This window comes from Nostoc sp. NMS4, from assembly GCF_017115095.1.
In the GTDB taxonomy this organism is placed as follows: domain Bacteria; phylum Cyanobacteriota; class Cyanobacteriia; order Cyanobacteriales; family Nostocaceae; genus Nostoc.
Genome location: NZ_JABXKI010000083.1, coordinates 14746 through 41714, shown reverse-complemented (window position 1 = coordinate 41714; position 26969 = coordinate 14746). Strand labels below are relative to the sequence as shown.

22 protein-coding genes and 1 pseudogene are annotated in these 26969 nt (G+C 39.7%); 10 read left to right on the top strand and 13 right to left on the bottom strand.

Annotation, left to right across the window (positions count from 1 at the left end; all coding sequences use genetic code 11):
* Positions 1-1689: eCIS core domain-containing protein (locus HWQ37_RS05350; RefSeq protein WP_292744661.1), on the bottom strand; the 1689-nt coding region annotated here is incomplete at its 3' end.
* Positions 1690-2023: 334 nt separating this feature from the next.
* On the opposite strand from HWQ37_RS05350, the pseudogene HWQ37_RS05345 reads away from it, so the two are divergent.
* The 3 genes and pseudogenes from HWQ37_RS05345 to HWQ37_RS05335 form a co-directional block, all read left to right on the top strand.
* Positions 2024-2176, top strand: a pseudogene (locus tag HWQ37_RS05345) (IS630 family transposase); the annotation flags it as partial.
* A 465-nt stretch (positions 2177-2641) separates the two neighbouring features.
* Positions 2642-4366: an ABC1 kinase family protein gene (locus tag HWQ37_RS05340; protein WP_292744660.1), complete on the top strand. Its 1725-nt coding sequence runs from the start codon at positions 2642-2644 to the stop codon at positions 4364-4366.
* 29 nt (positions 4367-4395) lie between these two features.
* On the top strand, positions 4396-4770 hold the full coding sequence (locus HWQ37_RS05335; protein WP_292744658.1) for a hypothetical protein: 375 nt from the start codon (positions 4396-4398) through the stop codon (positions 4768-4770).
* Positions 4771-4995: 225 nt separating this feature from the next.
* On the opposite strand, the gene HWQ37_RS05330 is transcribed toward HWQ37_RS05335, so the two are convergent.
* The 8 genes from HWQ37_RS05330 to HWQ37_RS05295 all read right to left on the bottom strand — a co-directional run bounded on the left by HWQ37_RS05330 (position 4996) and on the right by HWQ37_RS05295 (position 15121).
* Positions 4996-6024 (bottom strand): Npun_R2821/Npun_R2822 family protein, encoded by a 1029-nt coding sequence (locus tag HWQ37_RS05330; RefSeq protein ID WP_292744656.1) that lies wholly within the window; start codon positions 6022-6024, stop codon positions 4996-4998.
* Between the two features lie 16 nt (positions 6025-6040).
* The gene (locus tag HWQ37_RS05325) at positions 6041-6931 is read right to left on the bottom strand and encodes an Npun_R2821/Npun_R2822 family protein (protein WP_292744654.1); all 891 of its coding nucleotides are present in this window, start codon (positions 6929-6931) and stop codon (positions 6041-6043) included.
* Positions 6932-6934: 3 nt separating this feature from the next.
* The gene (locus tag HWQ37_RS05320) at positions 6935-7915 is read right to left on the bottom strand and encodes an Npun_R2821/Npun_R2822 family protein (RefSeq protein ID WP_292744652.1); all 981 of its coding nucleotides are present in this window, start codon (positions 7913-7915) and stop codon (positions 6935-6937) included.
* Between the two features lie 3 nt (positions 7916-7918).
* Positions 7919-8878, bottom strand: coding sequence for a glycosyltransferase family 10 domain-containing protein (locus HWQ37_RS05315; protein WP_292744650.1), 960 nt, complete (start codon positions 8876-8878; stop codon positions 7919-7921).
* Between the two features lie 43 nt (positions 8879-8921).
* The gene (locus tag HWQ37_RS05310) at positions 8922-10139 is read right to left on the bottom strand and encodes a glycosyltransferase family 4 protein (RefSeq protein WP_292744648.1); all 1218 of its coding nucleotides are present in this window, start codon (positions 10137-10139) and stop codon (positions 8922-8924) included.
* A 67-nt stretch (positions 10140-10206) separates the two neighbouring features.
* Positions 10207-12447: an ATP-binding cassette domain-containing protein gene (locus tag HWQ37_RS05305; protein WP_292744646.1), complete on the bottom strand. Its 2241-nt coding sequence runs from the start codon at positions 12445-12447 to the stop codon at positions 10207-10209.
* 40 nt (positions 12448-12487) lie between these two features.
* Positions 12488-13651 (bottom strand): glycosyltransferase family 4 protein, encoded by a 1164-nt coding sequence (locus HWQ37_RS05300; protein WP_292744644.1) that lies wholly within the window; start codon positions 13649-13651, stop codon positions 12488-12490.
* Between the two features lie 105 nt (positions 13652-13756).
* On the bottom strand, positions 13757-15121 hold the full coding sequence (locus HWQ37_RS05295) for a glycosyltransferase (protein ID WP_292744642.1): 1365 nt from the start codon (positions 15119-15121) through the stop codon (positions 13757-13759).
* Between the two features lie 416 nt (positions 15122-15537).
* On the opposite strand from HWQ37_RS05295, the gene gloB reads away from it, so the two are divergent.
* From gloB to dnaB, 5 genes are all read left to right on the top strand, one after another.
* Complete coding sequence (gene gloB / locus HWQ37_RS05290; protein WP_292744640.1) at positions 15538-16311, top strand: hydroxyacylglutathione hydrolase; 774 nt, start codon at positions 15538-15540, stop codon at positions 16309-16311.
* 428 nt (positions 16312-16739) lie between these two features.
* Positions 16740-17198 carry a 50S ribosomal protein L9 gene (gene rplI / locus HWQ37_RS05285; RefSeq protein WP_292744638.1) on the top strand — a complete coding sequence of 153 codons (459 nt, stop codon included), beginning with the start codon at positions 16740-16742 and terminating at the stop codon, positions 17196-17198.
* Between the two features lie 112 nt (positions 17199-17310).
* Positions 17311-17520, top strand: a complete 210-nt coding sequence (locus tag HWQ37_RS05280; protein WP_292744636.1) for a hypothetical protein — start codon at positions 17311-17313, stop codon at positions 17518-17520.
* Positions 17520-17951 carry a hypothetical protein gene (locus tag HWQ37_RS05275; protein WP_292744634.1) on the top strand — a complete coding sequence of 144 codons (432 nt, stop codon included), beginning with the start codon at positions 17520-17522 and terminating at the stop codon, positions 17949-17951. The genes HWQ37_RS05280 and HWQ37_RS05275 overlap by 1 nt, the downstream gene beginning before the upstream one ends.
* Before the next feature lie 116 nt (positions 17952-18067).
* A complete protein-coding gene (gene dnaB / locus HWQ37_RS05270; protein ID WP_292744632.1) occupies positions 18068-20623 on the top strand; it encodes a replicative DNA helicase in 2556 nt (851 codons plus the stop codon).
* 364 nt (positions 20624-20987) lie between these two features.
* Here dnaB and HWQ37_RS05265 read toward each other — a convergent pair whose 3' ends face one another.
* Positions 20988-21182 (bottom strand): hypothetical protein, encoded by a 195-nt coding sequence (locus tag HWQ37_RS05265; protein WP_292744630.1) that lies wholly within the window; start codon positions 21180-21182, stop codon positions 20988-20990.
* Position 21183: 1 nt separating this feature from the next.
* Here HWQ37_RS05265 and HWQ37_RS05260 point away from each other — a divergent pair, with 1 nt between their 5' ends.
* Positions 21184-23427, top strand: a complete 2244-nt coding sequence (locus tag HWQ37_RS05260) for a C2 family cysteine protease (RefSeq protein WP_292744628.1) — start codon at positions 21184-21186, stop codon at positions 23425-23427.
* Between the two features lie 164 nt (positions 23428-23591).
* On the opposite strand, the gene HWQ37_RS05255 is transcribed toward HWQ37_RS05260, so the two are convergent.
* The 3 genes from HWQ37_RS05255 to HWQ37_RS05245 all read right to left on the bottom strand — a co-directional run bounded on the left by HWQ37_RS05255 (position 23592) and on the right by HWQ37_RS05245 (position 25212).
* Complete coding sequence (locus tag HWQ37_RS05255) at positions 23592-24113, bottom strand: FKBP-type peptidyl-prolyl cis-trans isomerase (RefSeq protein WP_292744626.1); 522 nt, start codon at positions 24111-24113, stop codon at positions 23592-23594.
* Positions 24114-24191: 78 nt separating this feature from the next.
* Positions 24192-24515: a phasin family protein gene (locus tag HWQ37_RS05250; protein ID WP_094352173.1), complete on the bottom strand. Its 324-nt coding sequence runs from the start codon at positions 24513-24515 to the stop codon at positions 24192-24194.
* 286 nt (positions 24516-24801) lie between these two features.
* Positions 24802-25212 (bottom strand): 2TM domain-containing protein, encoded by a 411-nt coding sequence (locus tag HWQ37_RS05245; protein ID WP_292744624.1) that lies wholly within the window; start codon positions 25210-25212, stop codon positions 24802-24804.
* A gap of 519 nt (positions 25213-25731) precedes the next feature.
* On the opposite strand from HWQ37_RS05245, the gene HWQ37_RS05240 reads away from it, so the two are divergent.
* Complete coding sequence (locus tag HWQ37_RS05240) at positions 25732-26616, top strand: ParA family protein (RefSeq protein ID WP_292744622.1); 885 nt, start codon at positions 25732-25734, stop codon at positions 26614-26616.
* Positions 26617-26969: the final 353 nt, after the last annotated feature.

Sequence of the window (26969 nt, the reverse complement as noted above, 5' to 3'; positions counted from 1 at the left end):
CAATCCAGAATCATTCAAAAGTTTCTCAAGTTGTGGCTGAGATTTCTTTAATAATTCTTCTAATTTCTTGAGATCATCGGAAGCAATGTTTTGAGTCTGACCTGTCTCAATCCGTCCAGTCCAACTGGATTTTTTACCCATTTTACCCATTAGAGTATCAAGCTCTGCCTGGGTTATTGATTTATTACCTTTGTTCAGTATTTTTCCAATTTTTTTTCTATATTCTAGTAGTTGCTCTTGATTCGCTTGCTGTTCTGGATTAAGTTTACCCAATCCAGAATCATTCAAAAGATCCTTAAGTTGTGGCTGAGATTTATTTAATAATTCTTCTAGTCGCTTGAACTCATCAGGAGCAATGGTTTGGATATTACCTGTCTCGATCTGTTCAGTCCACCTGTATTTTTTACCCATTAGAGCATCAAGCTCTGCTTGGGTTATTGGTTTATTATCTTTGTTCAGTGTTTTTCCAAGTTTTGTTCTATATTCTAGTAGTTGCTCTCTATTCGCTTGCTGTTCTGGATTAAGTTTACCCAATCCAGAATCATTCAAAAGTTTCTCAAGTTGTGGCTGAGATTTCTTTAATAATCCTTCTAATTGATTGAGATCATCGGGAGTAATGTTTTTAATCTGACCTGACTCAATCCGTCCAGCCCACCTGGATTTTTTACCCATTAAAGCATCAAGCTGTGCTTGGGTTATTGATTGACCACCTTTGTTCAGTGTTGTTCCAAGTTTTTTTCTATATTCTAGTAGTTTTTCTTTGTTCGCTTGCTGTTCTGGATTAAGTAACTTTGTTTTTTTTCTCGTCTGTTCATTACCAAAGCTCTGACTTCGACTTCTTTTGTGATTTGAGGATAAATCTGGTTCCTCACTATCAACATCCATTTTTTCTTCTTGTTCTTGCTTAACACGCTGTACGACTTGGGAACTGACGTTGGAAACAGACCCTTTGAGTTGTATATCTGGGTTAGATTCTCCTTGGCGAAAAAACACATCTTGTCCTGTAGTAAACGCTTTCGCCTGGATTGATTGATTCAATTGGTGAGATTGAGCATCTCCAAACCCTTGTTCTACTGATTTGCGAATATTATCTGTTAACACCTCTTCCCTACCAAGAGCTTGTTGTATAGATGCTTCTAAATCAGGTGCAGCCGTCATTCCGTTTCCACTATGTTTTCGTCGTTGAATTATCGGGTGAGGTTGCAGTTCTTGTGATGGCATTGTCTGACGGTGAATAGGCCGCCTGAGCAAATTCGTTTTTTGGGTTTGTATTTCTTGTTGATGCCCCTGCGTAGGCGTTCGCGTAGCGTCTCGTAGAGAAGCCCGTCGGATAGATCGCTGCAATGTGTTATCCTTCATGCGTTGGATTATCGAGAGCGTCTGCTCTGACATAGGTGCATTCAGACATTGCACCACTTGACGCGCTACGGTATCCGCTTCCTGCTCGTACTTATCCTCTGGTTCCCCAATTCTCAGCTTTGCCTGGATTACCTTTTTTGGGGGTGGCATCAAAGGGGTTTCTAACAAGTTCGTTTTTCTTTGAAGTCGTCTCTCAATCTGTTCCGGTTGCTGAAGGGATGTTGGTATTGAGTGTTGAATAATCGGCGCAAAGGGTCTTGATGACAAGTGAGATGTTCTCGGCATTTCGCTCTTTGTTGAAGCCGTTTTTTGTGTTATTTGGAATGTCATAATGATTTTTCCTTTTCCCCAACTCTCATCACCCACTTGCTTGACAAAACCATCGTCCTTTAATACATACTGCTATTATTAGGACTCATATCTGATTTTTGAACAAGATTTCAGATAAAACCTTGATAGAACGGGCTTTTCAGTCTCAGTATGTTTTCAGAAATCAAATCGGAGTCCCATACACTGATACTATAATTAACCCGAATTTTACCATTTCATGGCAACATTGCGATTTCATGAAAGCGTTAACAACTGCGATCGCTTCGGTGTTCACCCCAGTTTACACCAGCAGAGGATGCTGACTTTTCCCGTTAGTCTCGAAAAGCTTGCTGACTCTCCTCAACTAAATTTAATAGAAATTCTCTGGCGTTTTATGAAATATGAATGCATAGAAATAGATGTATACTCTAGTTAGTCAAATTTAGTTAACTATGTTGAAAAAGTCATTCGAGATTTTGGAGAAAAATATGTAATTAATTTTGCATAGGTACTTATCACTAGTTTCTCAGCTTTTTGAGTCCCTCAATATTGATCTTGACAAAACCTAAAAAACCTTAACTTGTCACGAATCCCAAGACAGTAATAGTACTACTGATACATGTAAATGCTAGTAAATAAAGTTACTTAACTATCGCATTTATTCAAATTTGTATACATCAGATATAAGTAAATAAATATTTATTGTTTATATAAAAATAAATTAAAGTTAAGAAAAGATAAAATCATCAAAAAGATGGATAATTAGTTGTAGTTTTATAAAGTATAATTAAGAAAAAGATAAACAAATCTAGGCAGTAACAAATGCTAAAATCACCTCGAACACTATCCGCAAAGGGTAGAGTTCTAGTTGTTTTAGATAAAAGATTACCGCAATCCTAAACTTGCAACTAACTTGTGGGTTAGGAGAAAAACAATCATTGTAAATATTTCAGTTGAAGAGGCAAAAAAAGGCGTGGGTCAGTATCAACCTGCTCAACTAAAACTCTATAATCCAGATGCGATCGCTCGCTACTATAGTTACCGTCCTTGGCTAGCTTGGGGGCGAGTGCTGAGAATTATCTCCTCCTTTGCAGGATTTATATTCAGTCTGAAGTGGGACGAATGGCAAGATAAAGTTGAGCAGAACAAGGGTAAACGAGCGATCCAGTTGCGAGAACTGCTCACCCGCCTCGGCCCGACATTTATTAAAGTTGGTCAAGCCCTCTCTACTAGGCCTGACCTAATACGCAAAGATTTCTTAGAAGAACTGATCAAATTACAAGACCAGTTACCACCTTTCGATAATGCGATCGCTTACCAGATTATCGAAACAGAACTAGGTCGTCCAATTCACGAAAGCTTTAGCGAACTATCACCTCACCCAGTCGCTGCTGCTAGTTTAGGTCAAGTATACCGGGGTCGTTTGGTTAGCGGTGAAGAAGTCGCCGTGAAGGTGCAACGCCCCAACTTACACCCGGTAATTACACGCGACCTATATCTGATGCGTTGGGCAGCAGGTTGGCTAGCTCCTTGGTTGCCTTTAAATCTCGGTCACGACCTCACTTTAATTGTGGACGAGTTTGGCACAAAGTTATTTGAAGAAATTGACTATATTAATGAAGGCCGCAACGCCGAAAAATTTGCTAGCAATTTCCGCAACGACCTACAAGTAAAAGTTCCAGGTATTTACTGGCGTTACACCAATACCCACGTTTTAACCCTGGAATGGATTGACGGCTTCAAGCTGACGGATACTCAACGCATCCGCGAAGCAGGTGTAGACCCAGAAGCGATTATCCAAATTGGCGTGACATCAGGATTGCAACAGCTTTTAGAATATGGCTTTTTCCATGCTGACCCTCATCCCGGCAATTTGTTTGCTGTACCCGATGGTCGTATGGCTTATATTGACTTCGGCATGATGGATCAGTTGGAAGAAAGCACCAAAGAAACACTGGTAGATGCACTAGTGCATTTGGTGAATAAAGATTATACCGACTTAGCCGAAGACTTTGTAAAACTAGGGTTTCTGACTCCAGACACGGATATTTGTCCGATAGTGCCAGCATTAGAAGCTGTACTAGGAAACGCTATTGGTAAAAATGTCAAGGATTTTAACTTCAAAACGATTACCGATGAGTTTTCGGAACTGATGTATGAATATCCTTTCCGAGTGCCGGCGAAGTTTGCTTTGATTATTCGTTCCTTGGTGACTCAAGAAGGTATTGCCCTAAGCCTTAACCCCGATTTCAAAATTGTGGAAGTGGGTTATCCCTATATAGCGCGGCGGTTGCTGACAGGAGAATCGCCGGAATTAAGACGACGATTATTGAATGTGCTGTTTAAAGATGGTAAATTTCAGTGGCAACGGTTAGAAAATTTAATTGCGATCGCTCGTAGTGATAACAACTTTGATGTATTGCCCACAGCCCAGATGGGGTTCCAGTACTTAATGTCCGAAGAAGGCAAGTTTCTGAGGCGACAGCTAGTACTTGCTCTCACCGAAGATGACCGCCTCCACACCGAAGATGTCCAACGCCTGTGGAACCTGGTTAAAGATGACTTAAAACCGGATCGTTTATTAAATGTAGCGATCGGTATTTTAACAGAGTTATCCAGAGAAGGCGCAGCCGCTATCCTGCCAAAAGCAACATTACTTGAGTCTTTTGCTGAGAACCAGTCAACAAATAAAAAGTAAAAAATCTTTAATAGAAATTAGGAGTTTTGATGTACTATTTTCCTGAGCAACCGCCTTACTTTCTCTTACTTGTTGGCTTTTTGATAGCATTAACATCTGGTTTGGCATTATCTGGCACTTTAAAAGTAATTGTGCAGAACTGGCCAAGCGAGCGATCAGAAAATACTAAACCACGTTCCTCACTGAAACAATTACTTGTACCATTTATCGGCATAACTGCTGGTACTTGTCTATTTTTATCTTCCGGCTTAGAGATATTTGGCTTTCCCTCATCCTTGGCTTTAGGAGTCGGTCTACCAATTAGTCTGTTTACTTGTTTACTAGTTTGGTTGCAGTTGGGAAGTATGATGACCTTTATAGAACGCGAAGGTATGCAATCTTTAGATTTAGATTCTTTTTCTTAGAAAAGAGTAGGGAATCAATAATTTAAAATTAAAGAGAGCTTTAGAGGATGTTTGAAAAGTTCTTTGCTTAGTAGCAAAACGTTTTAGATCCCCCTAAATCCCCCTTAAAAAGGGGGACTTTGATTCCGGTTCCCCCCTTTTTAAGGGGGGCTAGGGGGGATCAATAAGTGCTTCAAATCACAGTAAACTACTTTTAAAACATCCTCTCAGACTCTTCTTTTATTTCTATTGAGCAATTTTATGCTTGAAGTTGCGATACTTTAGCTTAATATTGTTAATTCTTTGCTGAATAAAACTACTAGTGGACTTTTGCAGAAGCGTTAGTTTGCTTGGACGCTTAAAGCTTTGAGGACGTTTTTCAGGTGATTTTAGATAGCGATAATATAAGAAAACATCGCGGTAAGCAATATCCACATCTTCACCCCCACAAAGCCTCGTAAAAGCTGAAGAAGATACACTCATATAGTGTAAATACGTCAACTTCTGCCCTTGGTCGTAAAGAATATTATCTACAACATCGAATTTAGAAGTCCAATGGCAACCAGTCGCTTTCGGGTGACAGGCGTAATTGTAGTAAGAAATTCCACTACGTAAAACTAAATAGTTGAGAACTGTCTGATCGGAATCTGCCCATGCTAGTGCATCAGCTTCACCTGCTTCTAAGTTTGCTAGTAAATTTGCTAAATTAGCATCATTAAAAACACCCTTTTTAGAAGCAAACCAACCAGAACAAAAGATTTGATTCCTAATATCTTTTACAGGAAAAATTTCTCCTAGCTTATCTTCTGTCCAGTTGAAAATATAATTCAAATCGGATCTATATTGAAAGTCATTCGTAATCCAATCATATTCATCCAACTTTTGATAAACATCATCGAGTGATTTCATCAACAAGGTATCTCCATCAAAGAAGATAAACTTGTCAAATGGGCCATCTAGACAGCAAAGTTTTCGATGTCTTTCTATGCGATAATTCTCTGGCAAACCATATTCTCGCCATCGCTTTAACGCCCTTGGGTGAGCTTTCCAGATACGAGAGCCAAAGTCCTCCCAGTGGGCTATGGAATCAGAATTGTCAAATAAAGTAACATTATCTCTAGATGCAATCTCTAGCTTTACTTTATCTAGTTGGTCATTATATGGAATTACACAAACAGGGATTTCTCTACCAGCATTAGCTTCTATGCTGTTGAGCAAAGCAACTAGTTGGTCATAGACAACATCATTCGCTAGGGTGTAAATACCATCAATCATTGGAATACTCCTAATATTAAGTACGGGCAGCAACAAAGGGAAATAAACGACGAGTCAGTTTGGGAATGAAGGCAAATTTACCCTCATGAAGATAGCGATAGTGTTCCCACAATTGCCAATAGGGACTACCAGTTTTCATCCGTGTACCAGCCCAGTGGAGATATTTGAGTCGTTGTCCTCGGTCATAGAGGGCATAATCTTGCTGTTGGAAATTTCGTGAACCTGCCCAACTACCAGGCCCTCCCCCAGGAATTTTGACGAGATTTCCACGTTTAGAGATTAGTTTGAGAACAAGATAATTTAGAATTGGTTGGTCTGTAACTCCTTCAGAAAAATCGAAATATTCCCGATGTGCTGCACACTCGCGTAAAGCTTCATCCATTTGTTCTTCGGTAATAATTCCTTTTCTCGAAGCCCAAAAACCACTGTTGAAAACATCTTGAAGTTGGGCATCGGAAAAAATTTGCTGTTCTTTCACAAATGGAGAAAAAATATTTCGCAGTTTTTCATTAGCATGATGGTAATCACAACAGAAGAAATCGACTTCTGAAAGTTTGTCTAAATTGTCGGCAATTTTTTCAAAAACGACAATATCCGTATCAATATAAATAAATTCATCTAAAGGCCCAAACCACGCCACCAGTTTACGCATTTTATTAGGTAAGGCGAGAAAATCTCGGTCAAAAATTTCTCCGATGCGTTTGGTAAAGGTATCAATAAGTTCTAAATCTGGGAAAATTTGGACATTGTGTAAAGTAGCAAGCTGTTCTGCTACCTTGTGGTAATTCTCATTAAAAGGTATGAGATAAATGCTAACTTCTTGGTCATAGTAACGAATGCTATTGAGGAGAGCAATAGCATTATCGATAACGCGGTCATTGGCAACTATATAAATGCCCCTAGTCATAAATTATCCTTGTTTAATTAACTTAAGTTTTTGCAAAGCTCTGGTAAGTAAATTTGGTGCTGGAGCGTCATGATAATTTCTCGGAGGAGTATTAAAAACTGGACGCTTTTCTGGTTCGTGTAAGTAACGATAATAGAGAAATAACTCTCGATAAGGAAACTCAATATTTTCTCCCGCACAGACAGCTTGATTAACATTAGGAGGAATCCCAATGTAATGGAGATAAGTTAGTCGATTACCGCGATCGTAAAGAATATGTTCTCGTTCCTCGAAGTGTTTTGAGCTAGCAGAACATCCAGTTTTTTCATTATCTGGCAGTTGGCGAGCAAAGTTATAAATAGGAAGATTAGACCTCATTACCATATAGTTAATTAATGGTTGTTCGCCAGCACCATCATACAAAATTTCTGATTCACCATTTTGTAAATATGATCTGAGCAAATCTCTTTTTTCTGAGTTAAATATTCCCGCTTTTGCGCCATAAAAGCCCGAGCAAAATATTTCCGAATCAATGCGTTTTTGCTCAAAAACTTTTAGTAATTTGGGAGAATTAACATTATATATTTTACTAACGTCTGTAAATTGGAAATCGTAGACAACAAAATCATAACTATCTAGCTTTTCAAACACTGCTGCTAGTGAGTTCATCACCAAGGTGTCTGCATCTAAATAGATAAACTTCTCAAATGGCCCATCAAAAGCGCAAAAACGACGGTGAGCGCCATAAAGACGGGATTTACTTCGATTCAATCGTTCTGGGGCTGCTGCCAGCATAAATTGATCCCAGGTGTCGATTGATTCTCGATCTTCGTAAAGAAATACATTCGGGCGTTTAGCTATTTCGTCAGCAATTCGTTGGGTGCGATCGTCGAAAGGATAGATACAAACAGGAGTTTCTGGGCCTAAGATAACATCAATACTGTTGAGCAAAGCCACCAGTTGATCGAAAACATAATCATTGCCAAGGGTACAAATACCATTCATAATTTATGAGTGTTGATCGACAAAGTTTGATAACCAGTTAAGCAAGTTTAATTTGTGTAAAATGATTTGACGAGCTTCTGCGATCGCATCTTTGGCAGCATACCAAGCATCAGGTGTAGCTGTCACTTCTTGGATGTAGGCAATGCCTTTTTCATCTAAACTGGGCAACCGTAAAAAACTACCCGGTGGCAATAATTTATCAGCAGCCGGGCCACCATAATAAATTGGTAAACACCAAGCAAGTAAACTATCCCAAAGTTTCTCACTCACATACCAATTATTATCAGCGTAGTTTTCAATTGCCAAATTGTAATAGTATGGTGCCATGCCATACCATTTGTTACCTAGTTCTCCCGAACTGTTCGCCCATTCTGGTAAGTTACGCCCATACAAATCAAATTTCATCCCACTAGATTGTAAAGATTGTAAAAAATCTAAACGTTGGCGATGATTGGCTGTGCGGCTAATTCCCGAAGTAATCCAACTACATGGGGCAACCTTTTCAGGCGGTGGCATTTCATTTAAATCTTGAAATGAATTTGAGTGATACCAAATAGCGGGCATATAGTCAGGAATGGGAGCAAAATCATCGGGGCCAGAAACATAACCGCAATACTTCTGGGCTTCTTGATAATTATGATTAGTTATTTTTACAACCTCATCTAAAGGCGGTTCTCTGAGTAAATAAATAATCCGCTCTTTATTCACACCACGCAGTAGAGATTCAAAATTTACTACTGGTGTTTGCTGCTGTTTGCGAAAACTATCTAACCAAGATTTTTGCGGCGGAGGTTGAGGAAAATCAAATTGATATAGCAACATAAAATCTGGCTTTTGTGCCATTTTCAACATTTGCATATTCTTCCAAACACCAAAGTAGTGTGGAGTTTGTTGCCATAACCAATCTTTGTTTTTAGCAAGCCCTGAATAGCTGCTAATCATGCCAACAGTTTTAAGAGTCATAAATCGTATTTATTCGGTTAGTTGTCAGTTAATTTGTCTACCGTTACCCTAAAATTGGTGGACGTTGTTCTTCTTCGACGTAGCTTAATATTTTGGTAATTCTATGCTCCCAAGAAAACTGCTGGGCAAAATCTATACTAGCTGCATAACCCTCTATTTTTCTGGGATAAGTTTCTAAAGTATGTTGAATAGATTGGGCAAGTTTATGTGGGTTATCTGGTATACACCAATTGGCAATTAAAGGTGATGTTTTGAATTCCATTAAAGGTGGAATCTCAGTTGCAACGATAGGAGTACCAGCAGCCATATACTGAAAAAACTTAACTGGATTCGTGAAATCTGCTGATTTTCCAGCGCAGTGAGGATGAACCAAAATATCAGCTGCTTGAAACAAGCTGACTAATCGTTCTCGTGGAAGTATCCAGCCTAAGAATTTAACGTTTTCGACATTTTTATCTCTGGCTATTTGTTGATATGCTTGTACTTGTGCTTCTGTTCCTCCTGTGATGATAAACTGAATTTCTGTTAATTCTTTAGCAGAATCAATTAAAAGATCGACTCCTTTAAAAGGATACAAAGCACCTGAATAGACAACTAAATGCTTACGTCCATTTATCAGCAATTCTTGCCGCCACCTTTCGGCTGATTCGGGCTGTCTGATTGAAAATGATTGATTGAATCCGTTATGTAGCCAAACTACTTTTTCCGGTGGCATTCCATTTTCTATTAGGCTTTGCCGGATGGGTTCTGATTGAGTTATGGCTATTTTAAAATAGGGACTGTGAATGATCTCCGGCTCAAATTTTCGGTCTTGAAAGTAGTGACGTTCATAAATTGTAGGAACTTTATTTTTGACTGCGGCTTTCACAAAGTTCCAATCTCGCGTATGGACAACTTTAGTATGAGGTAGGATATGAACTGGTAAATAATATTTGGTTACGACTGTACTAGAGTTAGTAAATTTACCACCGATTCGATCGATAGGCCAAGGCATTGGCAATGCCGCAATTTTAAGCTTTTCTTGCACATCGTAAAATTCGATAAATTCTCTGTCGGGTCTTTTGGGTTGATAAGGATAAATTAACGATAGTAGATTAGTAGAATAATTTTTTTTATCTTGATAAATTAAAACTGAGGAGTAGCCTAAGTTAGCTGCTGCATTGGCACAAAGAACATCATGAATTTCATGTGCTGTGTCCGGCTTTAATGATAGCTCTCCGGTGTAAAAAATATATTGATTTTTCTTTGAAGAATTTACCATTTTTTTGGGGATGATAGGTTTTTCAAGATTGTGGTATAAGTATTTTTGTTCCTAACATTAACTAAAATTAAACTTTATTTTCAAAAAGTTTTAATACATCTAATAGGTAAATAGCAGATTCATAAGATTCTGCAATTAATAGATTTTGTTTTTGGGGTTCCGATTCTAATTTATCGGCTAGCAAGCGCAGAGAGCTAATTAGAGGATAGAGACGTGTGCGAAACTCATCTGAGATATGACTATAGTTTTGATACTGGTTATTTTCATTTTGATTTTGGTCTATATCTGACGATGATTGCCAGTTAATTTTCAGGTTAACTACATCGCTGAATAGATCGATGGCGTTGAGAACTCTTAAGGCTGAGTTGTATGATTGGTCAATTAATTCCTGGCGCTCTTGGGAATTGTCTACTAAATCGTCAACTAATAGTCCGAGGAAACCAATCATTGAGTTAAGCCTTGTACGCAGTTCGTGAGAAATGCGGTTAAAGCTAGGATTAGTTTTGGTAGAAGTTTCAGTCTGAGCGGCAAATTGCATTGAGTAGAGGCGTGAGTAGTAACCACCTTTTTTTAAAAGTGTTTCATGGGTTCCCACTTCCACCACCTGTCCTTGATCTAATACGGCAATTTGATCGGCTTTTTGGACTGTGGAAAGGCGGTGAGCAATTACCAGGGTGGTGCGATCGCGGCTCAGATCGTCGAGTGCAGCTTGTACTAAACGCTCGGAAACGGTATCTAAAGCGCTGGTGGCTTCATCTAAAATCAAAATTTCAGGATTTTGCAGCAGGGCGCGAGCGATCGCTAATCTTTGCCTTTGTCCACCAGATAACATAACGCCGCGATCGCCAATTTGACTGTCGAATCCTTGAGGTAATTTATCAATAAATTCATAAGCATTGGCTCGTTTGGCTGCTGAGATAATTTCATCTTCTGTAGCTTCCGGCCTTCCATAAGCAATGTTATTTCGCACCGAGTCATTAAAGAGAAATGTATCTTGACTGACAATTCCCATGTGTGTTCTGAGAGATTTGATATCAAAATCACGCAGGTCTGTGCCATCGATGGAGATAGTTCCAGATGTCGGATCGTAAAATCTGGGTAAGAGGTCAGCTAAGGTGGACTTACCAGCACCAGAACCGCCTACCAAGGCAAGAGTTGTAGCCCGGGGTAAAAATAAACTTACATCTTTTAGGACTAACTTTTCATGACTGGGGTAGGCAAAGGAAAGTGAATTAAAACGTATTCCTTCTTTTAATTGTGTGTAGATAATATTACCGTTTTTCATGAACGGCTTGCGATCGCGACTTAAAAACTCAGTCACTATTTCTACGCTAGTAGCACTATTGGCAAAGCTACTACGAAGACTATTTAACTGAGAGACTAAAGGCAACAGTCGCAGTAAAACTAATAAATATGTCAGTAGTACTGTAGAAATGAAAGAAACCTGGTTGGCAAAGAAAGTTTTACTTAAGAATACAATCATCAGTAAGGCAATAACTCCCATCACCTCACTTATCGGCCCGATCGCTTGCGAGTTTACCTGAGATTCAAAATCTGCTTTCTCGCGATCGCGGATTAATTTGGTAATCTTTTGATATTCTGTGTCTTCATTGGCAGTTGACTTTACCAAACGAATTCCGTTCAATGTTTCTAAAACACTGATGGAATAAGATGTAGACATTTCTGAGAGTTGTTGACCAAATTTTTTCGCTCTACTAATTGTGTATTGATTGATTAATGTGATAAAACCCAACAAAATTGTTGCTGCGATCGTTAGCTGCCAAGAAATTGCTAATAATAAGCCAACGAAAACTAAAATTGTAATTATTAAAATAATTAAATTGATGATAGTCCCGATAGCGCTAGAAGTACGGGCAGTTTCCGAACCAAGGCGATTAATAATATCGCCTACTTTCATTTTGGAATAATAATCTATATCAATATCTAGTAATAACTGTAAACTAGCTTCTCGAATATCCGCGTTTAATCTCCGAGTAAAAATACTCGATGCCAAAATACTACAATAACTAGATAAGTTTTTTAAGAAAATTATAAATATAATTGTTCCAGCCATTCCCAGATTTCGATAATTTTCGGGAAGATTATCAAATGGAAACATTACAGCTTTGAGAATCGGAGGAAAACCAGTTAAATCTACTGGTTGTCCGACAATTCTCAAAATTACTGGCACAATCAAAGTCACACCGACACCATTAAATAAAGCACCAGAAAATCCCAACAGCATCGTTAGGAAAATTAAACCTGGATAGGGTTTGGCGAATCTTAGTATTAGTTTTCTGGTAGACATTGGGTATTCTATGCCAATTTAATTTAATTATTAATATTATTCACAACTGAGCAATTACTGACTTGAGCGTAGAAGCCATAGCCTCTATACTATAGTGTTCCACACATCTTTCTCTTGCCTTGATAGCTTTCTGATTTGCTGAATCTAAATTCTGAAAAATCACTTGAATTTGTTCAGCAATTTGTTCAGGACAACCAGGCTCGACTAAATAACCAGTATCACCTAAAATTTGGGGAATATCTCCAACGCGCGTTGATAATACAGGTTTAGCCATTGCCATCCCATCTGTCAACTTCAAGGGAAATTGAGCGCGAGTTTCTGGAGTATCTCGTTGGGGAACAACTACAATGTGAGCAGCTGCAACCAAATCAGGCATAATGTCGGCTGGATACTTGGGTAATTTGATAATCCAACGCCCCCATTTTTGTTGAAGTTGTTTATCATAATCATCATAAGGACTACCACCGACAATTACTAGTCTCAAGTCTGGTTGATCGAGTTTATCGAGCGCGATGAGAACATCTTCTAAACCTTTATAAGGTCTTGGCGCACCGGGAAACATTAAAATTCGATATTCAGATAAACCATAACGATCTCTACTGGACTCAGGATCGTATTGAGTGGGATCGAATAAGGAAATATCTTTACCATTCGGAACAAATGTACCACCAAAACGCTGCTGTAAAAATTTAGTATGCACTGTCACAGCATCAGCGTGACTTACCAAACCTTCCATCCATTTCACATATAAAGTATGATGAGGATTTTTGAGTGCGCCCTGTGGTTTCAACAAGTCCCTAACTAATTCTTTGGGTGTAGGATGATAATGCCAGTTATCACCGCCATGCCAGCTGAGTTCCCAATCATCTATGTCTAAAATTAATGGCTTTCTAGTGAATATTTTCTTTAATAGTCCAACTCCAAAACTTGCTATTTGTGGTTTTATAGCATAAATTATATCGCCACTTATTTTTGGTAAAAATTTTTGGATTTCTCCAAAAAACTCTGGAAAGTCTTTGCCTGGTAAGTTATAAACGTTGAATTCGGATGGTAAATTTAAATAGAAGTTATTTCCAAATAAAAAACCCATAATTTCAACTTCATACCCTAACTGATTGAGAGCTTTTGCTATCAAGTATGCACGCAGAATTGCTGCACTTGATAAATCTGAAACCAACAAGGATACTTTAGAAAATTTTTTCATTTTATACTGATTCCCAAGATTTGTCAGATATTGCTAAATCTGAAAATATTAATTTAATTTGTTTTGTCTGAGTTGGAGCAACTAAAGAAATTAGGTGTTAATCCATCAAGAAACAAAATTTTTCTGAGGAATTTTTAGTATTTCATGGTAAAGTGTCACCATCTCTGAGGCAACAGTATCCATTGTACGTACTGGCTGGATACCTTGACGTAATTTAGCGAGTAAATCGGGGTCTTTGGCTAAAGTTGCGATCGCATCAGCCCATGCTTGGACATCTTTGGCTGGAACTAACCAACCATCGATGCCGTGACGGACTAACTCAGCAATTCCTCCTAAATTTGAACCTAGTACGGGAATGCCCATAGCTTGCGCTTCTAAGGCAACTATCGGCCCAGTTTCTAACCACTGCGATGGTATTGCTAGGATATCGAAACCGGCTAATGCCTCTGGTACTGCTTCGCGTGAAAGTGGTTCAGCAATCCGAATCCGACTATCGCAAGCAGCGATCGCCATGACTTTTTCACGATTGGCAGCACCGTATTTTCCCGGATGAGTAGCGTGAAGAATTAACTCCACAGCTACATCATTCGGGAGACTATGTACGGCTTCTACTAAAACTTGTACCCCTTTAGTTTCTTGCCAGCGACCTAAAAAGCCGATTTTTAATGTAGAGTTTTGTAATTTGTTTGGTGTTATTTCACGTTTGAAAGTGTTAGCAACACCTTGCCGAGAGACAGTAAGTTTTTCGGGAGGAACGTTGTTTGCAACAAAAGCATTGTATTGCCAATTACTCGTTACAACAATGCGATCGGCTAGTTTTGCTAGTTGCATCAAATTGCGTCGATGTTGAGACACTAAGGTAGGAATACCAAGAGTTTTACCAAGTAGACGCAGCTTGAAACTTTTAGAGGTAAGTAATTTTGTTTCTGCTGCTATGCCAACATCCAAAGGAACTTTACCTAAAGCCTTGAGTATCCAAGGTGATACTTGTTTTGCTACTCCCAAACATTGACTACAATTAACAGAGTCAATCAGCCCATTGCAAGGTTCTTCACCCCAGCGCATCATCGTACCACGCAGACATATAGGCTCAGGTATGTGGACGGTGACTACAGTAGCCATCCCTAATTGGCGGGCAAGAGCAAGATGATGTAAACCGCAGTCAAATCGCCATGAATGTTGATGGTATACATCGGCTCGATTGTTTTCTAGCCAATTAGCAAAAGTTTTAAAGCCGCCGTGGGGTAACTGTTTGTGTACCTCTATCTTACTGGGGTTAGGAAAAACAGGATAACGATAAACTGAGATGCCATTGTATTCGTAGGTATCTTCTTCTGTACCTTGTTTAGGAGCAGCAACAATACCTTCAAGTCCATGAACTTGTAAGCCATGCAGTAGTGAATCTAAGTATACTTCAGCACCGGCTGATGTATCTGGAAAATACCAACTAGTTGTATGGATTAGCTTCATTTATGAACCTGCAAATAAAAAATGGGAAAGCTCATCTTTTTTTACCATGATTGCTCTATTTATCGTGATTAACATCTATCATTTATAAATGACCCAAAGTGAATCTATAAGATTCCGTATTAAGAGTTAGTATTTACAAATAAAAATTTTTCGATTACTGATTTTGGGTTTTTGAGTAAAGAAGACAATTTAGGACAAAAAGAACAGAATAAATCTAACTTAGCTTTTACACTTCTTCCCAGAGAAATTTTACTGATATGACCAGATATAATTTATAGTTACTTAGTATATTTTTAAGTATTATTACGGTTGTATACTATCATAGTATTCATGGGCTTTCTCAACTTTTTCTCATTGAGATATTTAAGATTGCTGATATATTCCAAAGTATTTACTTGAAACGGAGCTATTAAGTAATGCAAGTAATCAGGCTTGAGGCACTCTCGGATAACTACATATTTTTGTTGGTGGATCGCCAAAAACAAATTGCTGCCGTTGTCGATCCAGCAGAGGCTGAACCAGTACTAAAGCAACTTGCACAGTTAAAAGCTGAGTTGGTAGCGATTTTCAACACACACCACCACAACGACCATGTAGGTGGTAATCAGCAATTAATCGAACACTTCCCGCAACTAACAGTCTACGGTGGCGTAGAAGATCGCGGGCGAATTCCCGGACAGCAAGTATTTTTGCAACAAGGCGATCGCGTCCAGTTTGCAGATCGCATCGCTGAAGTTATTTTTGTTCCCGGACATACCCGCGCTCACATCGCTTACTATTTTCCCCCTGAAAAAGCTGGTGAGACAGGCGATTTATTCTGTGGCGATACCTTATTTTCTGGCGGTTGCGGTCGTTTGTTTGAAGGAACACCAACTCAAATGGTGGATTCTTTAACCAAACTGCGCTCTTTACCAGATGATACACGTATCTGGTGTGCCCACGAATACACTTTAGGAAATCTGCAATTTGCCCTAACTGTAGATGGCGACAATGCCGACTTACAAAAACGCTTCAATGAAGTGAAAACTTACCGTAGTCGAGGAGAAGCTACTATACCATCGCTGCTGGGAATGGAGAAGCGAACCAATCCCTTTTTACGTTGGGATCAGCCATCATTACAATCAACCGTTAAGGGTAGCGATGGAGTGCAAACTTTTGCACGGATACGGGAAATGAAAAATAATTTTTAGTCATTAGTCATTAGTCATTAGTCATTAGTCATTGGGCATGGAGCATGAGGCATGGGGCATTGATTATTCTCCCCTGCTCTAGGCTGTTGACTTTGTGCATTTTTCGGGAATTTTTGGGAAAATTATTCGTGTTATTTTTGTTTGACCTAAAGTGCCTGCTTCAGGCACTTTAGGTCAAAAACAGGCAACACATTTTTTGCATGAAGTCTTATGGGCTAAAGGGTACAGAGTCAACACCCTACCCCTGCTCCCCTGCTCCCCAATCCCCATTCCTCAACTTTCTAGCGCTAATAGTTGCGATCGCACCCTTCCTTTCGCTAGGATCTGTAAGCTTTAGGGTATGAGGCCAAAAAGCTTGGAATACAGCAATGACATTGTGAGCTACCCAAACCCAAATTAATCATATTTTACCGGAAAAACGAAAAACGATGGCGAAACGTGTGCAGTTAGTTTTAAATCAGGATATCAGCAAGCTGGGAAAATCTGGCGACTTAGTGGAAGTAGCTCCTGGCTACGCTCGTAATTATCTGATTCCCCAGAAATTGGCAACCAATGCTACTCCTGGTATTCTCAAGCAAGTAGAACGCCGTCGTGAGCAAGAGCGTCAACGGCAATTAGAACTCAGACAACAAGCTCTTGAGCAAAAAGAATCTTTAGAAAAAATTGGCAGCTTGACGATTGCCAAGCCAGTTGGTGAAAACGAAGCAATTTTCGGTACTATCACCACCCAAGATGTTGTAGATGCAATTAAAGCAGCCACCGGTCAAGAAATCGATCGGCGTGGCATTACCATCCCCGATATTAACCACCTTGGTACTTATCAAGCTGAAATCAAGCTGCATTCGGAAGTAGCGGCGCAAGTTGATATTCAAGTAGTCGCTAGTTAAGTTATGCGGGAGGAGATGAGGGGATGGGGAGAATTACTCCTAACTCCTCACCGGAGGCGGAGCGTCTTCGGCTCCGCTCAACACTCCTAACTCCCAACTAGCAATTATCAGTATGCCAAAACCCAGGTACGACGAAGACGAAAACAAGTCACGTCATGCAGCAGCCGACGAAGATTGCTGTGAAGAAATGGCTGAAAAATATAGCTGGCAATTGGTTGATGTCGAAAAGACGGGAGACCCCATTCTTGAGGTCGATTGTGTATTTGAAGGCAAAACCGAGTTTCCAAAATCCTATTACGACACTCAAAAGGAGCAAGACTAATGCGTAAATGGATCGTCTTTCGTGCTGAAAAGCGTCAACCAGGTTGGGAAGATCGGAAGTATGCTCACACCGGTTCTCTCACAAAAACCCTGTTTGAACACTACGATTGCTCAGATAAAGCACTACCTGAACCTGGTTATCGTCCACCTGAATTTATTCGAGTCGATCAGTTTGCCGATCCCAACTATCCAGAGTCAAAAACTCATTATCGTCAGAGCGATTGGGAAGTGGTGAGAGTTGAAGCCTATACGCCTGAAGTTCCTATTGGTATGGGCTTCGATATGATTGTAATTTGCTACTGCAAGTACAACCCAATCAACGCACCCCTTAAGCCAATGCCAGAACGTCAAGTCTCTGTCGATTCATTTGGTGGAGATCAACAAGCCTACGAGCAATGGCTAGAGTCTCAAAAGCAGACTGCTAAGGTGTAACAAACCAGCTCGATAAAAATATAAGCAATAAGTGAAGCCCCGATCGCCAATCCAAAAGACGCTCGTGACGCTCGTAGACTCACTAACGCTACGTTATCGCAAATATAAAATCGTTTATGGCTGAAGAACTAAGTTTTCAAGGCGATGGCAGCAATCGCCTCCCACCCCAAAATATTGAGGCGGAAGAAGCGATTTTGGGGGGTATTTTGCTAGATCCAGAAGCGATTAGTCGAGTTAGCGATCGCCTCCTTCCCGAAGCTTTTTATATTAGCGCTCACAAAGATATTTATCAAGCAGCTGTCAGGCTCCACACCCAAGGTAAACCCACAGACTTACTCTCAGTCACAAGTTGGCTGACTGACAATGATTTGCTTGCCCGTATAGGTGGTAGAAATAAATTAGCAACTCTGGTAGACCGCACAGTTTCAGCCGTTAACATCGACGGTTTAGCAGGGTTAGTTATGGACAAATACCTGCGGCGACAGTTAATCAAAGCTGGCAATGAAATTGTACATCTTGGTTACGAGACAGAAACCGAATTACCACAAGTTTTAGATCAAGCAGAACAGAAAGTATTTGCTGTTACTCAAGAGCGTCCCCAATCGGGTTTAGTTCACATAAGTGACACTCTAATTAATAATTTCCAGGATATTGAAGATAGAAATCAAGGGATTGCCTTACCTGGGATTCCCTGCGGATTTTACGATTTAGATGCCATGACTAGCGGCTTTCAACGTTCTGATTTGATTATTGTCGCGGGCCGCCCATCAATGGGGAAATGCCTAAGCTTTGATTCAGAAATTGTCCTTGGAGATGGACAGATTGCCACAATTGAAGAATTGTATAACCAACGTCATGGCTCATTATTGACGTTAAATAACGACTGGAAATTTATTCTTACCCAACCATCTGCATTTGTAGATGATGGTATCAAACCAGTTTTTCGTGTCACTACTCGCTTGGGTCGTTCGATTGAAACCACAATTACTCATCCCTATTTAACTATTAGAGGCTGGCAAAGATTAGAACATTTGAAAGTGGGTGATAAAATTGCTGTCCCACGAAAAATAGATGTATTTGGTACAAAAACTATCCGTGAGTGCGAAGTTAAGTTATTAGCTTATTTAATTGGTGATGGCGGATTAACTAACTGCAATCCCCGATTTACAAATGGTAATCCATTACTGCAAGCCGACTTTTCGCAAGCAGTTGCGGATTTTGGTGGTTTAATAGGGCGTTGGGAAACTTATAATGGAAAACGCACACCATCAATTTGGTTAGAAGAATTAGGTTTGTTGGGCAAAAATGCTCATGGTAAGACTATCCCAGCAATTGTTTTTCAATTAGAGCGATCGCAAATAGCGTTATTCCTTAACCGTCTCTTTGCTACTGATGGATGGGCTACACTACTTACTAGCGGTCAATCACAGTTAGGCTATGCAACAGTCAGCGAAAAACTAGCAAGACAAATTCAACATCTTTTACTAAGATTTGGCATTATTGCATCACTCAAAAAACGGTCTGTCAAGTATAACAACACCCGCAGGCCAGCGTGGCAATTAGATATTACTGATGCCTTATCTATCAAAACTTTTATTGCAGAAATAGGTATCTTTAGTAAAGAAGAAGCAATAGCAAAAGTTGCAGCAGCAATATCTCAAAAGAGATATCAAACTAATCGAGACTTGATACCTGTAGAGATTTGGGAACAAATAGCAGCAGCTAAAGGTAATGAAACTTGGAGTAGTTTAGCTAGACGTGCAGGGATTCAAGGTTATACAAATATGCACGTTGGTAAACGTGTCTTAAAGCGGGAAAGACTTTGGATACTAGCCACAGCTTTAGATAATTTACCACTTCAACAGTTAGCAACCAGTGATGTTTATTGGGATGAAATAGTTGCGATTGAGCCGATGGGTAACAAGCAAGTTTATGACTTAACAATTCCAGGAACACACAATTTTGTTGCCAATGATATTTGTGTTCACAATACAGCATTTTGCTTAAACCTTGCTCACAATATTGCCGCTTCTTATAAATTACCAGTTGCTTTTTTCAGCTTGGAAATGTCCAAGGAGCAATTGACGCAACGTCTATTAGCTAGCGAAGCCCAAATTGAAAGTAGTTATTTGCGAACTGGTCGCCTCAGTCAAACTCAGTGGGAACCTTTAAGCCGTGCTATTGGTGTTCTCTCTGAAATGCCAATTTATATTGACGATACGCCCAATATTACAGTTACACAAATGCGTAGTCAGTCAAGAAGACTGCAAGCCGAAATAGGAACAGAATTAGGATTAATTGTAATAGATTACTTGCAATTGATGGAAGGAGCAGGTGATAATCGCGTACAAGAATTATCAAAAATTACGCGACAACTTAAAGGTTTAGCGCGGGAATTATCTGTACCAGTTATTGCGTTATCTCAGTTAAGTCGAGGAGTGGAAGCGCGTACTAACAAACGTCCGATGTTATCTGATTTGAGAGAATCCGGTTCGATCGAACAAGATGCGGATTTAGTAATCATGTTGTACCGCGATGAATATTACTCTCCCGATACTCCCGATCGCGGCATAGCAGAAGTAATTATAGCTAAACATCGCAACGGGCCTACAGGTACTGCAAAACTTTTGTTCAATCCACAATTTACAAAATTTCAAAACTTAAAAATTTAAGTTATTCAGTATTTGTTGTACCGAATTATTAGTTAAACATCAAAACTAAGCTTAAAAATAAAAATCAAAAACCCAAATCACTGCCAAAGCAGTAAAATATTAGTAAATAATTAATATTTATTTGTATTGCATAGTAAGGGTTTCATGGCTTTTATCAAGTAAACTTACTATATAGCGGTTATCGATTGTATGAGAACACCAAAGTCCTTGCTGCCAAATCATTTCAGCAAAGTTTTTGTATCTAACTGAACTGCACACCGCTACAATATTTAATCAAGAGCCAGCTTATATTGTACTAATTTGGATCATGATGAAGACAACGCTTCTGTTGACGAAGGGCTTCACAGACAGCTAATCTACGAACTTAAAGGTTGTATTCTGCTACAGGTGCTTGCTGAATATGTGCAAGTAACTGTTTTTCGCTTTCGGCTATGAATAGAACTTGATATTGACCTTGCATCAGGCAATTTGGCAGTTGATTGACATCCCCTAATTCCGCTTTGATGGTAATGCAAATGGCTAAATAAGAATGAAGTTTAGGAAAACGAAGAATAATCAATATGACATTCCAAAAAATTCAAAAATCGCAGATCACAAATGCCCAAATACCACAGATAAAATCCCAGTTAGCATCAAGACCCTTTGCACTGATTACTAAACAGACGACATCAATACCAACCGTGCAGACGGAAATAGCTGCATCAACTCCCCATCAGCCCCAGAAACTTCAAAGAAAGACTAACTTGTTAGAAATTCCTAGTTTAATGGCAATGCCAAAAAAAACAAAACTACCAAAACTGATCCAGGCAAAGCTGACAATTGCGGAACTAGGGGATAACACCGTAGCGCGTCAAGTAGTGCAACGTCCTCACGCACTCATGCAAAGGCAGACGCTGGGCATCAGCCAGCCTCCGAGTGAGTTTGTCGAACTTACGAAAGGCAAGCTATTGCAGCAACACCGGAGACATCAACAACCAGAAATACAAACCCAGAAAATGAATTTGCTCAAACGGCCAGCAGTAGGTATTCAGCGTCAAACGATGCTATCAGAAGAACTGCAAATGAAAGCGAGGTTGAAACCTCGCTCTAGTGAAAATAGAATGGTGACACCAGATTTAGAAGCGCTATTGCACAGAACATCTGAAACTGTTATCCAGCGAAGGAATCAAGAACCAGAAGATGAACCTATTTTCTTTGGTATGGATGACTTGGATATTTCTGATACTGAAGATCCAACAATCGCCGATCCAAGTATTTTGAACATAGACAAAGAGAAAAGTAGAGTAATTCCGTTCGCTAAAATCTTTTTTGAACTAGATCCTAGTGATTCGATTAATAAGGAAGTATCTATATACTGTGACTACCCAATTATCGTAAAACGTGATCTCGTAAATCCAAGTACTAATAAAAAAGGTTATGTTTTCAACGACGACATTAGCGGTATCAGCCAAGATTACTGGGTAGAAGACACGAATACTGAACCAGTTGCAAAAGAACCCGAATTTGAGAAAACAAATGAGCCGCTTTTCCCCGTCGATATCACTGGAAAGCAAATACTGCCATCGGTGGACGATGTGAAACAAGCCAGCATTGGCGATTGTTATTTGGAAGCAGCTATTGCGAGCATAGCAAAAACTAATCCTCAATACATCATTTCAATGTTTGATGACTATGGCGATACGGTCAGGGTGCGTTTATATGATGTAAATACATCAAGTACCGCAAGCTCCACCACATTTACACCGAGTACACCGAGATATATAAAAGTAGAGAAATCAGTTGTCAAGAGCCGTACAGGTGAGTTACTCTACAACAAAGGGTCGCTTTGGGTACATATACTGCAAAAAGCCTATGCTGCCGCTGGCTTTGGGGGTAATGCCTCGAAAACAGCCGATCAAAATATACCTGCCTCTTATGATAAAATTGAGGGAGGCAATAGTGCGTATGCTCTTTGCGTACTGCTAGGTAGAGCCACTGAGTCAGAGAATCAATATTTTAGCAGTGGAGAAGCGCAGGACTCGGTACAATTCCAGCAGTCTGCACCAGGGAAACTCGGACTGTCTGTTATCCGAGAACTACCGTGGAGCAAGCAAGAATGGCAAGAGTACTTTACTGCTCTCAATGCCTCTAAATTAAAAGGGCAACCCGAAAATTTTGATCAGCTAGTTAGTTACAAGATATTCAACGATGTACAAAAAGTACATCATTGGATGAAATGGTTGTGTAGCGACGGCTTCCTAACGATATTGGATCTTTACGATAACAAAAAATCTTCAGCACGCTATCAAGAAGAAATTCGGCTAGAAGATTTAGAATTAATGTTTAAGAATGAATCGAAATCCTACCCAGAGCTTAAACAGCTAACTCCCAATCTCATCAATTATTTGAAACATTATTTCCCAGGGAAGAGGGGAACCGGTAAGTATACAGAGAAGCAGTTAGATTTTTACGACAAGATTGAGGATAAGTTGAAGAAGGGTCATTTTGTAACTATCAGTAGCAAGGAGCAAGTAGGACGTAGCTCGACGGGTAGCGGACACAGTGCAGGTGAGCCAATGTCTAAGGGACTAGTAGGAAATCATACCTACACAGTAATGGGCTATGAATATGACTCAACAACAATAAATAGTCTACGTTACATAAAGCTTCGTAACGCCTGGGGGGAGTATGGTCGAGACTACGAGATGAAGGCAACCAAGTCATCAGGTGGTCAGGCGAGGGAAAATAAACAAAGTCATACTGAATTTAAGGTGGAACTGAGTGATTTGACAAAGCGGTTTGATTGGTTAAATAGCACCTTATAACTGTAGGTTTGCTTATTTTTGATATTAAATTATTTAAATGGTGATTTCTTTCATAGGGCATTAAAGAGTAGAGACTAAGGATTGGGAAGAATTCGGTCCCCAGTCCCCAGTCTGCATTACCCTTAATTCCCGGAGAGCGGTGCGTGTTCCCCAATCGCTACTGCCTATTTAACTCCCAACAATTCCACTTCAAAAATTAGAGTTGCATTGGGTGGAATCACGCCACCAGCACCACGAGCGCCATAGCCTAATTCAGATGGGATGATTAACTTACGCAGACCGCCTACTTTCATGGTGCTAAGTCCTTCATCCCAACCTTTGATTACCTGTCCAGCACCGATTTTAAAGCTGAAGGGTTGACCGCGATCGCGTGAACTATCAAACTGAGTACCATCTTCTAGAGTGCCGACATAGTGAACTTCAACCGTTTGGCCAGGTTTAGGAGTCGCCCCAGTCCCCTCTTTTAACTCGACATACTTTAACCCAGAGGGAGTAGTTACAGCATTAGCATCAGACATAGTATTACTCGCAATTAAGATATTGTTTTCAGTTACAGCTGTGGATGCTGGCGGCCTTTGGGTTAATTCGGCAGCAATGGCAGTATTTTGTTTACTGCTTACTTGCCCCGCAATCAAAAGCACGACACACACCAGCATGAACGCCACGCTGAGGAAAATTGGTTTCAAAATCAGTTCTCCTTACTTAAGTATCCTGGCAAAAAGATTACCAACAGGACACATTTAGTTTAAATCAGAAAGGCCATTTTAACGCCAAAGCTTATTTTCTAAATCGCGCAATTGACGCTCTAAACGGTCAATTCTCCCCCTTAGTTCGTCCACTTCTGACTGACGAGCCACGCCCAAATCCTGCATCATATTTCGCATTTGCCGTTGCATTTGCACATCGAAGTTTCCCTGTTCCGACTTTAACTGCTGGGCAATATCATCTATTACGGCCTTGGCTTGCTCAGGATTGAGCTTACCATCTTTAACTAAATCATCGCTGACTTGCCGCAGTTTTTCTGCGACTATAGACGTTGTACCAAGACCGACCATCATTAGCTGTTGCAACCAGTTGTTGTTGTCCATGCTCCCTTCCTCTTACTTATTAACCAGCCGACCCTTGCTCCTGAGTGTAGGCAATCAAGCTTCTTAAAGCGTAGTTATTCTAGCCTACAGCTCTATTTTGGCAAATTGGCAAGCACAAAGATTAAAGGATGTGCTTATATAACTCCTCAAGTTTAAGGTTGCCCAAATTTACCTATTTTTGCGATGTCAGAGGCAATTACCCCTAAATTACAAAGCTCACACTCACCCTTTGCGGTGAATGCGAGCAGTTCATGGGAAGATTTTATCTAGATAGCGAAAGGGGAAGTTAAATTTGTGTACGCCATTTCTGAAAAGCGATCTCGTAATCCTCTGATTTAGTCTGATAAACACTCCACCAATGAAAAAATAGTCCTAATACCCATCCTAATACTGGAAAAATAGCCCAAAAAGAACTAGGACTAGTGATTAAATTTAAAAGAATGAGGAATAAATTCACCGCCAGAAAAGAAACAAAATGTGTCCAAAAGGCTCTGCGTCGGAAAGTATTAAATGTGTGTCGTAAACGTTCCTCTTCTTGTTGAGCCAACCATTTTTGTTCAGTTGTTTCCAAAATATTAGAAGAAATACCTAACTCAGATGCCATTTCTAAAAGCTGTTCTCGTGAAAATTCACCTTTGTCTTTACGAGTGAGTGCTTTTTGCAGGATTTGTTGGACATCTTCTGAATCGTAAGTCATTTTAATTACCTTATAAGTTTGTGTGTAAATGCGCCTTTGATTTCACGAAATTATCGATCGGCTTCGTTCAATTCAATTAGCAAATGTATCCACATTTTGCACCCAATACTTAGTGATATTCACAACACTATTATTTTCTCACAATTGATTAAAGGCTACTGTATTTGTCAATACCTCTATAATTGCTTTGATGAGAGCGATCGCTGTTACGGCATTAAACTAAACTTTATGGATTATGGGGTAAGGAGGCTGGTAAACTGACTCCAGTTAAAGATCCAACTATATATTGTTGCCTCAATCGAGTAAACATTGCTAAAATCGTTCTTTTGAATTTACGAAAATATTAAATTTAATGGAAGATTTAAGATATCAGCAGGGGTGTACGCTACCTAGTAGTCTGTCAAGAAATAATTGACGAATAAATTTTCTGTAGAGACGGCGATTTATCGCGTCTCTCCAACCGTCAAAATGGATTTGACAGACCAGCAGATGGGAATGCGTCAATAGAGGATTCAATCAATGGGATATGTAATTGCTACTGCCAATATGAAAGGTGGCGTTGGTAAAACCACCCTCACGGTTAACTTAGCTACCTGTTTAGCTAAAAATCATGGCAAGCGGGTGCTTGTCCTGGATTTAGACAGCCAAATTAGCGCCACGCTTAGTTTGATGTCGCCTTTAGATTTTGCCAAGCGTCGTAAACAAAGTAAAACATTTAGGTATCTGATAGACGAAGTTATCAATCCAGATCCTCAAGCAAAACTCACAATTCAGGATATCATTCAATCCCAGGTTTGTAATCTTCCCGGATTAGATTTACTGCCGGGAGATATCGATTTATATGATGAATTTGTGGTTTCAGAAATGCTGCATAAACAAGCAACTGCTCTGGGCGAACAGGACTTTGAAACTATTTGGAATCGCTTTGAAAGGGTCTTGATTAACAACATCTTAAAACCAGTACGTCAAGAATATGATTTTATTTTGCTCGATTGCGCCCCTGGCTATAATCTATTGACTCGTAGTGCTTTAGCCGCCAGCGATTTCTACATACTTCCTGCGAAACCAGAACCATTATCTGTAGTGGGTATTCAACTCCTAGAAAGACGGATTGCCCAATTAAAAGATAGTCACGGACATGAAACCAAGATAGATATAAAAATGTTGGGAATTGTATTTAGTATGTCCAGCGCTAACCTGCTCACTGGCAGATACTATAAACAAGTAATGCACCGCGTTGTAGAAGATTTCGGTGTCGAAAAAATTTGTAAGGTACAAATACCAGTTGATGTCAACGTTGCTAAGGCTGTTGATAGTTTTATGCCAGCTGTTTTAATTTCTCCCCAATCAGCAGGTTCAAAAGCGTTCTTTCAATTAACTCAGGAGTTGTTGCAAAAGCTATAGCCCTAGTATTTGATTTGTGAAATATATGTAGTGGTCTGTGTCATTAAATATGATGGGTTATAAAAGTTTGTAGTAAGCACTTCAGTGCTTAAAATTGAGCGATAAATCGCTCACTACAAACCTTGCAAAATTAATGACACAGAACACTAGTGGTTCATGTCATTAATTTTGACGAGTAGATAAATTCTTCAATTTCTCTTCTTTCTTGTTCCTTTGCGCTCTTTGCGTCCTTTGCGGTTCGTTCTCTTATCTCTCAAAATTAATGACACAGACCACTAGTGGTCTGTCAAATCCATTTTGACGGTTGGAGAGACGTGATAAATCGCCGTCTCTACAGAAAATTTATTCGTCAA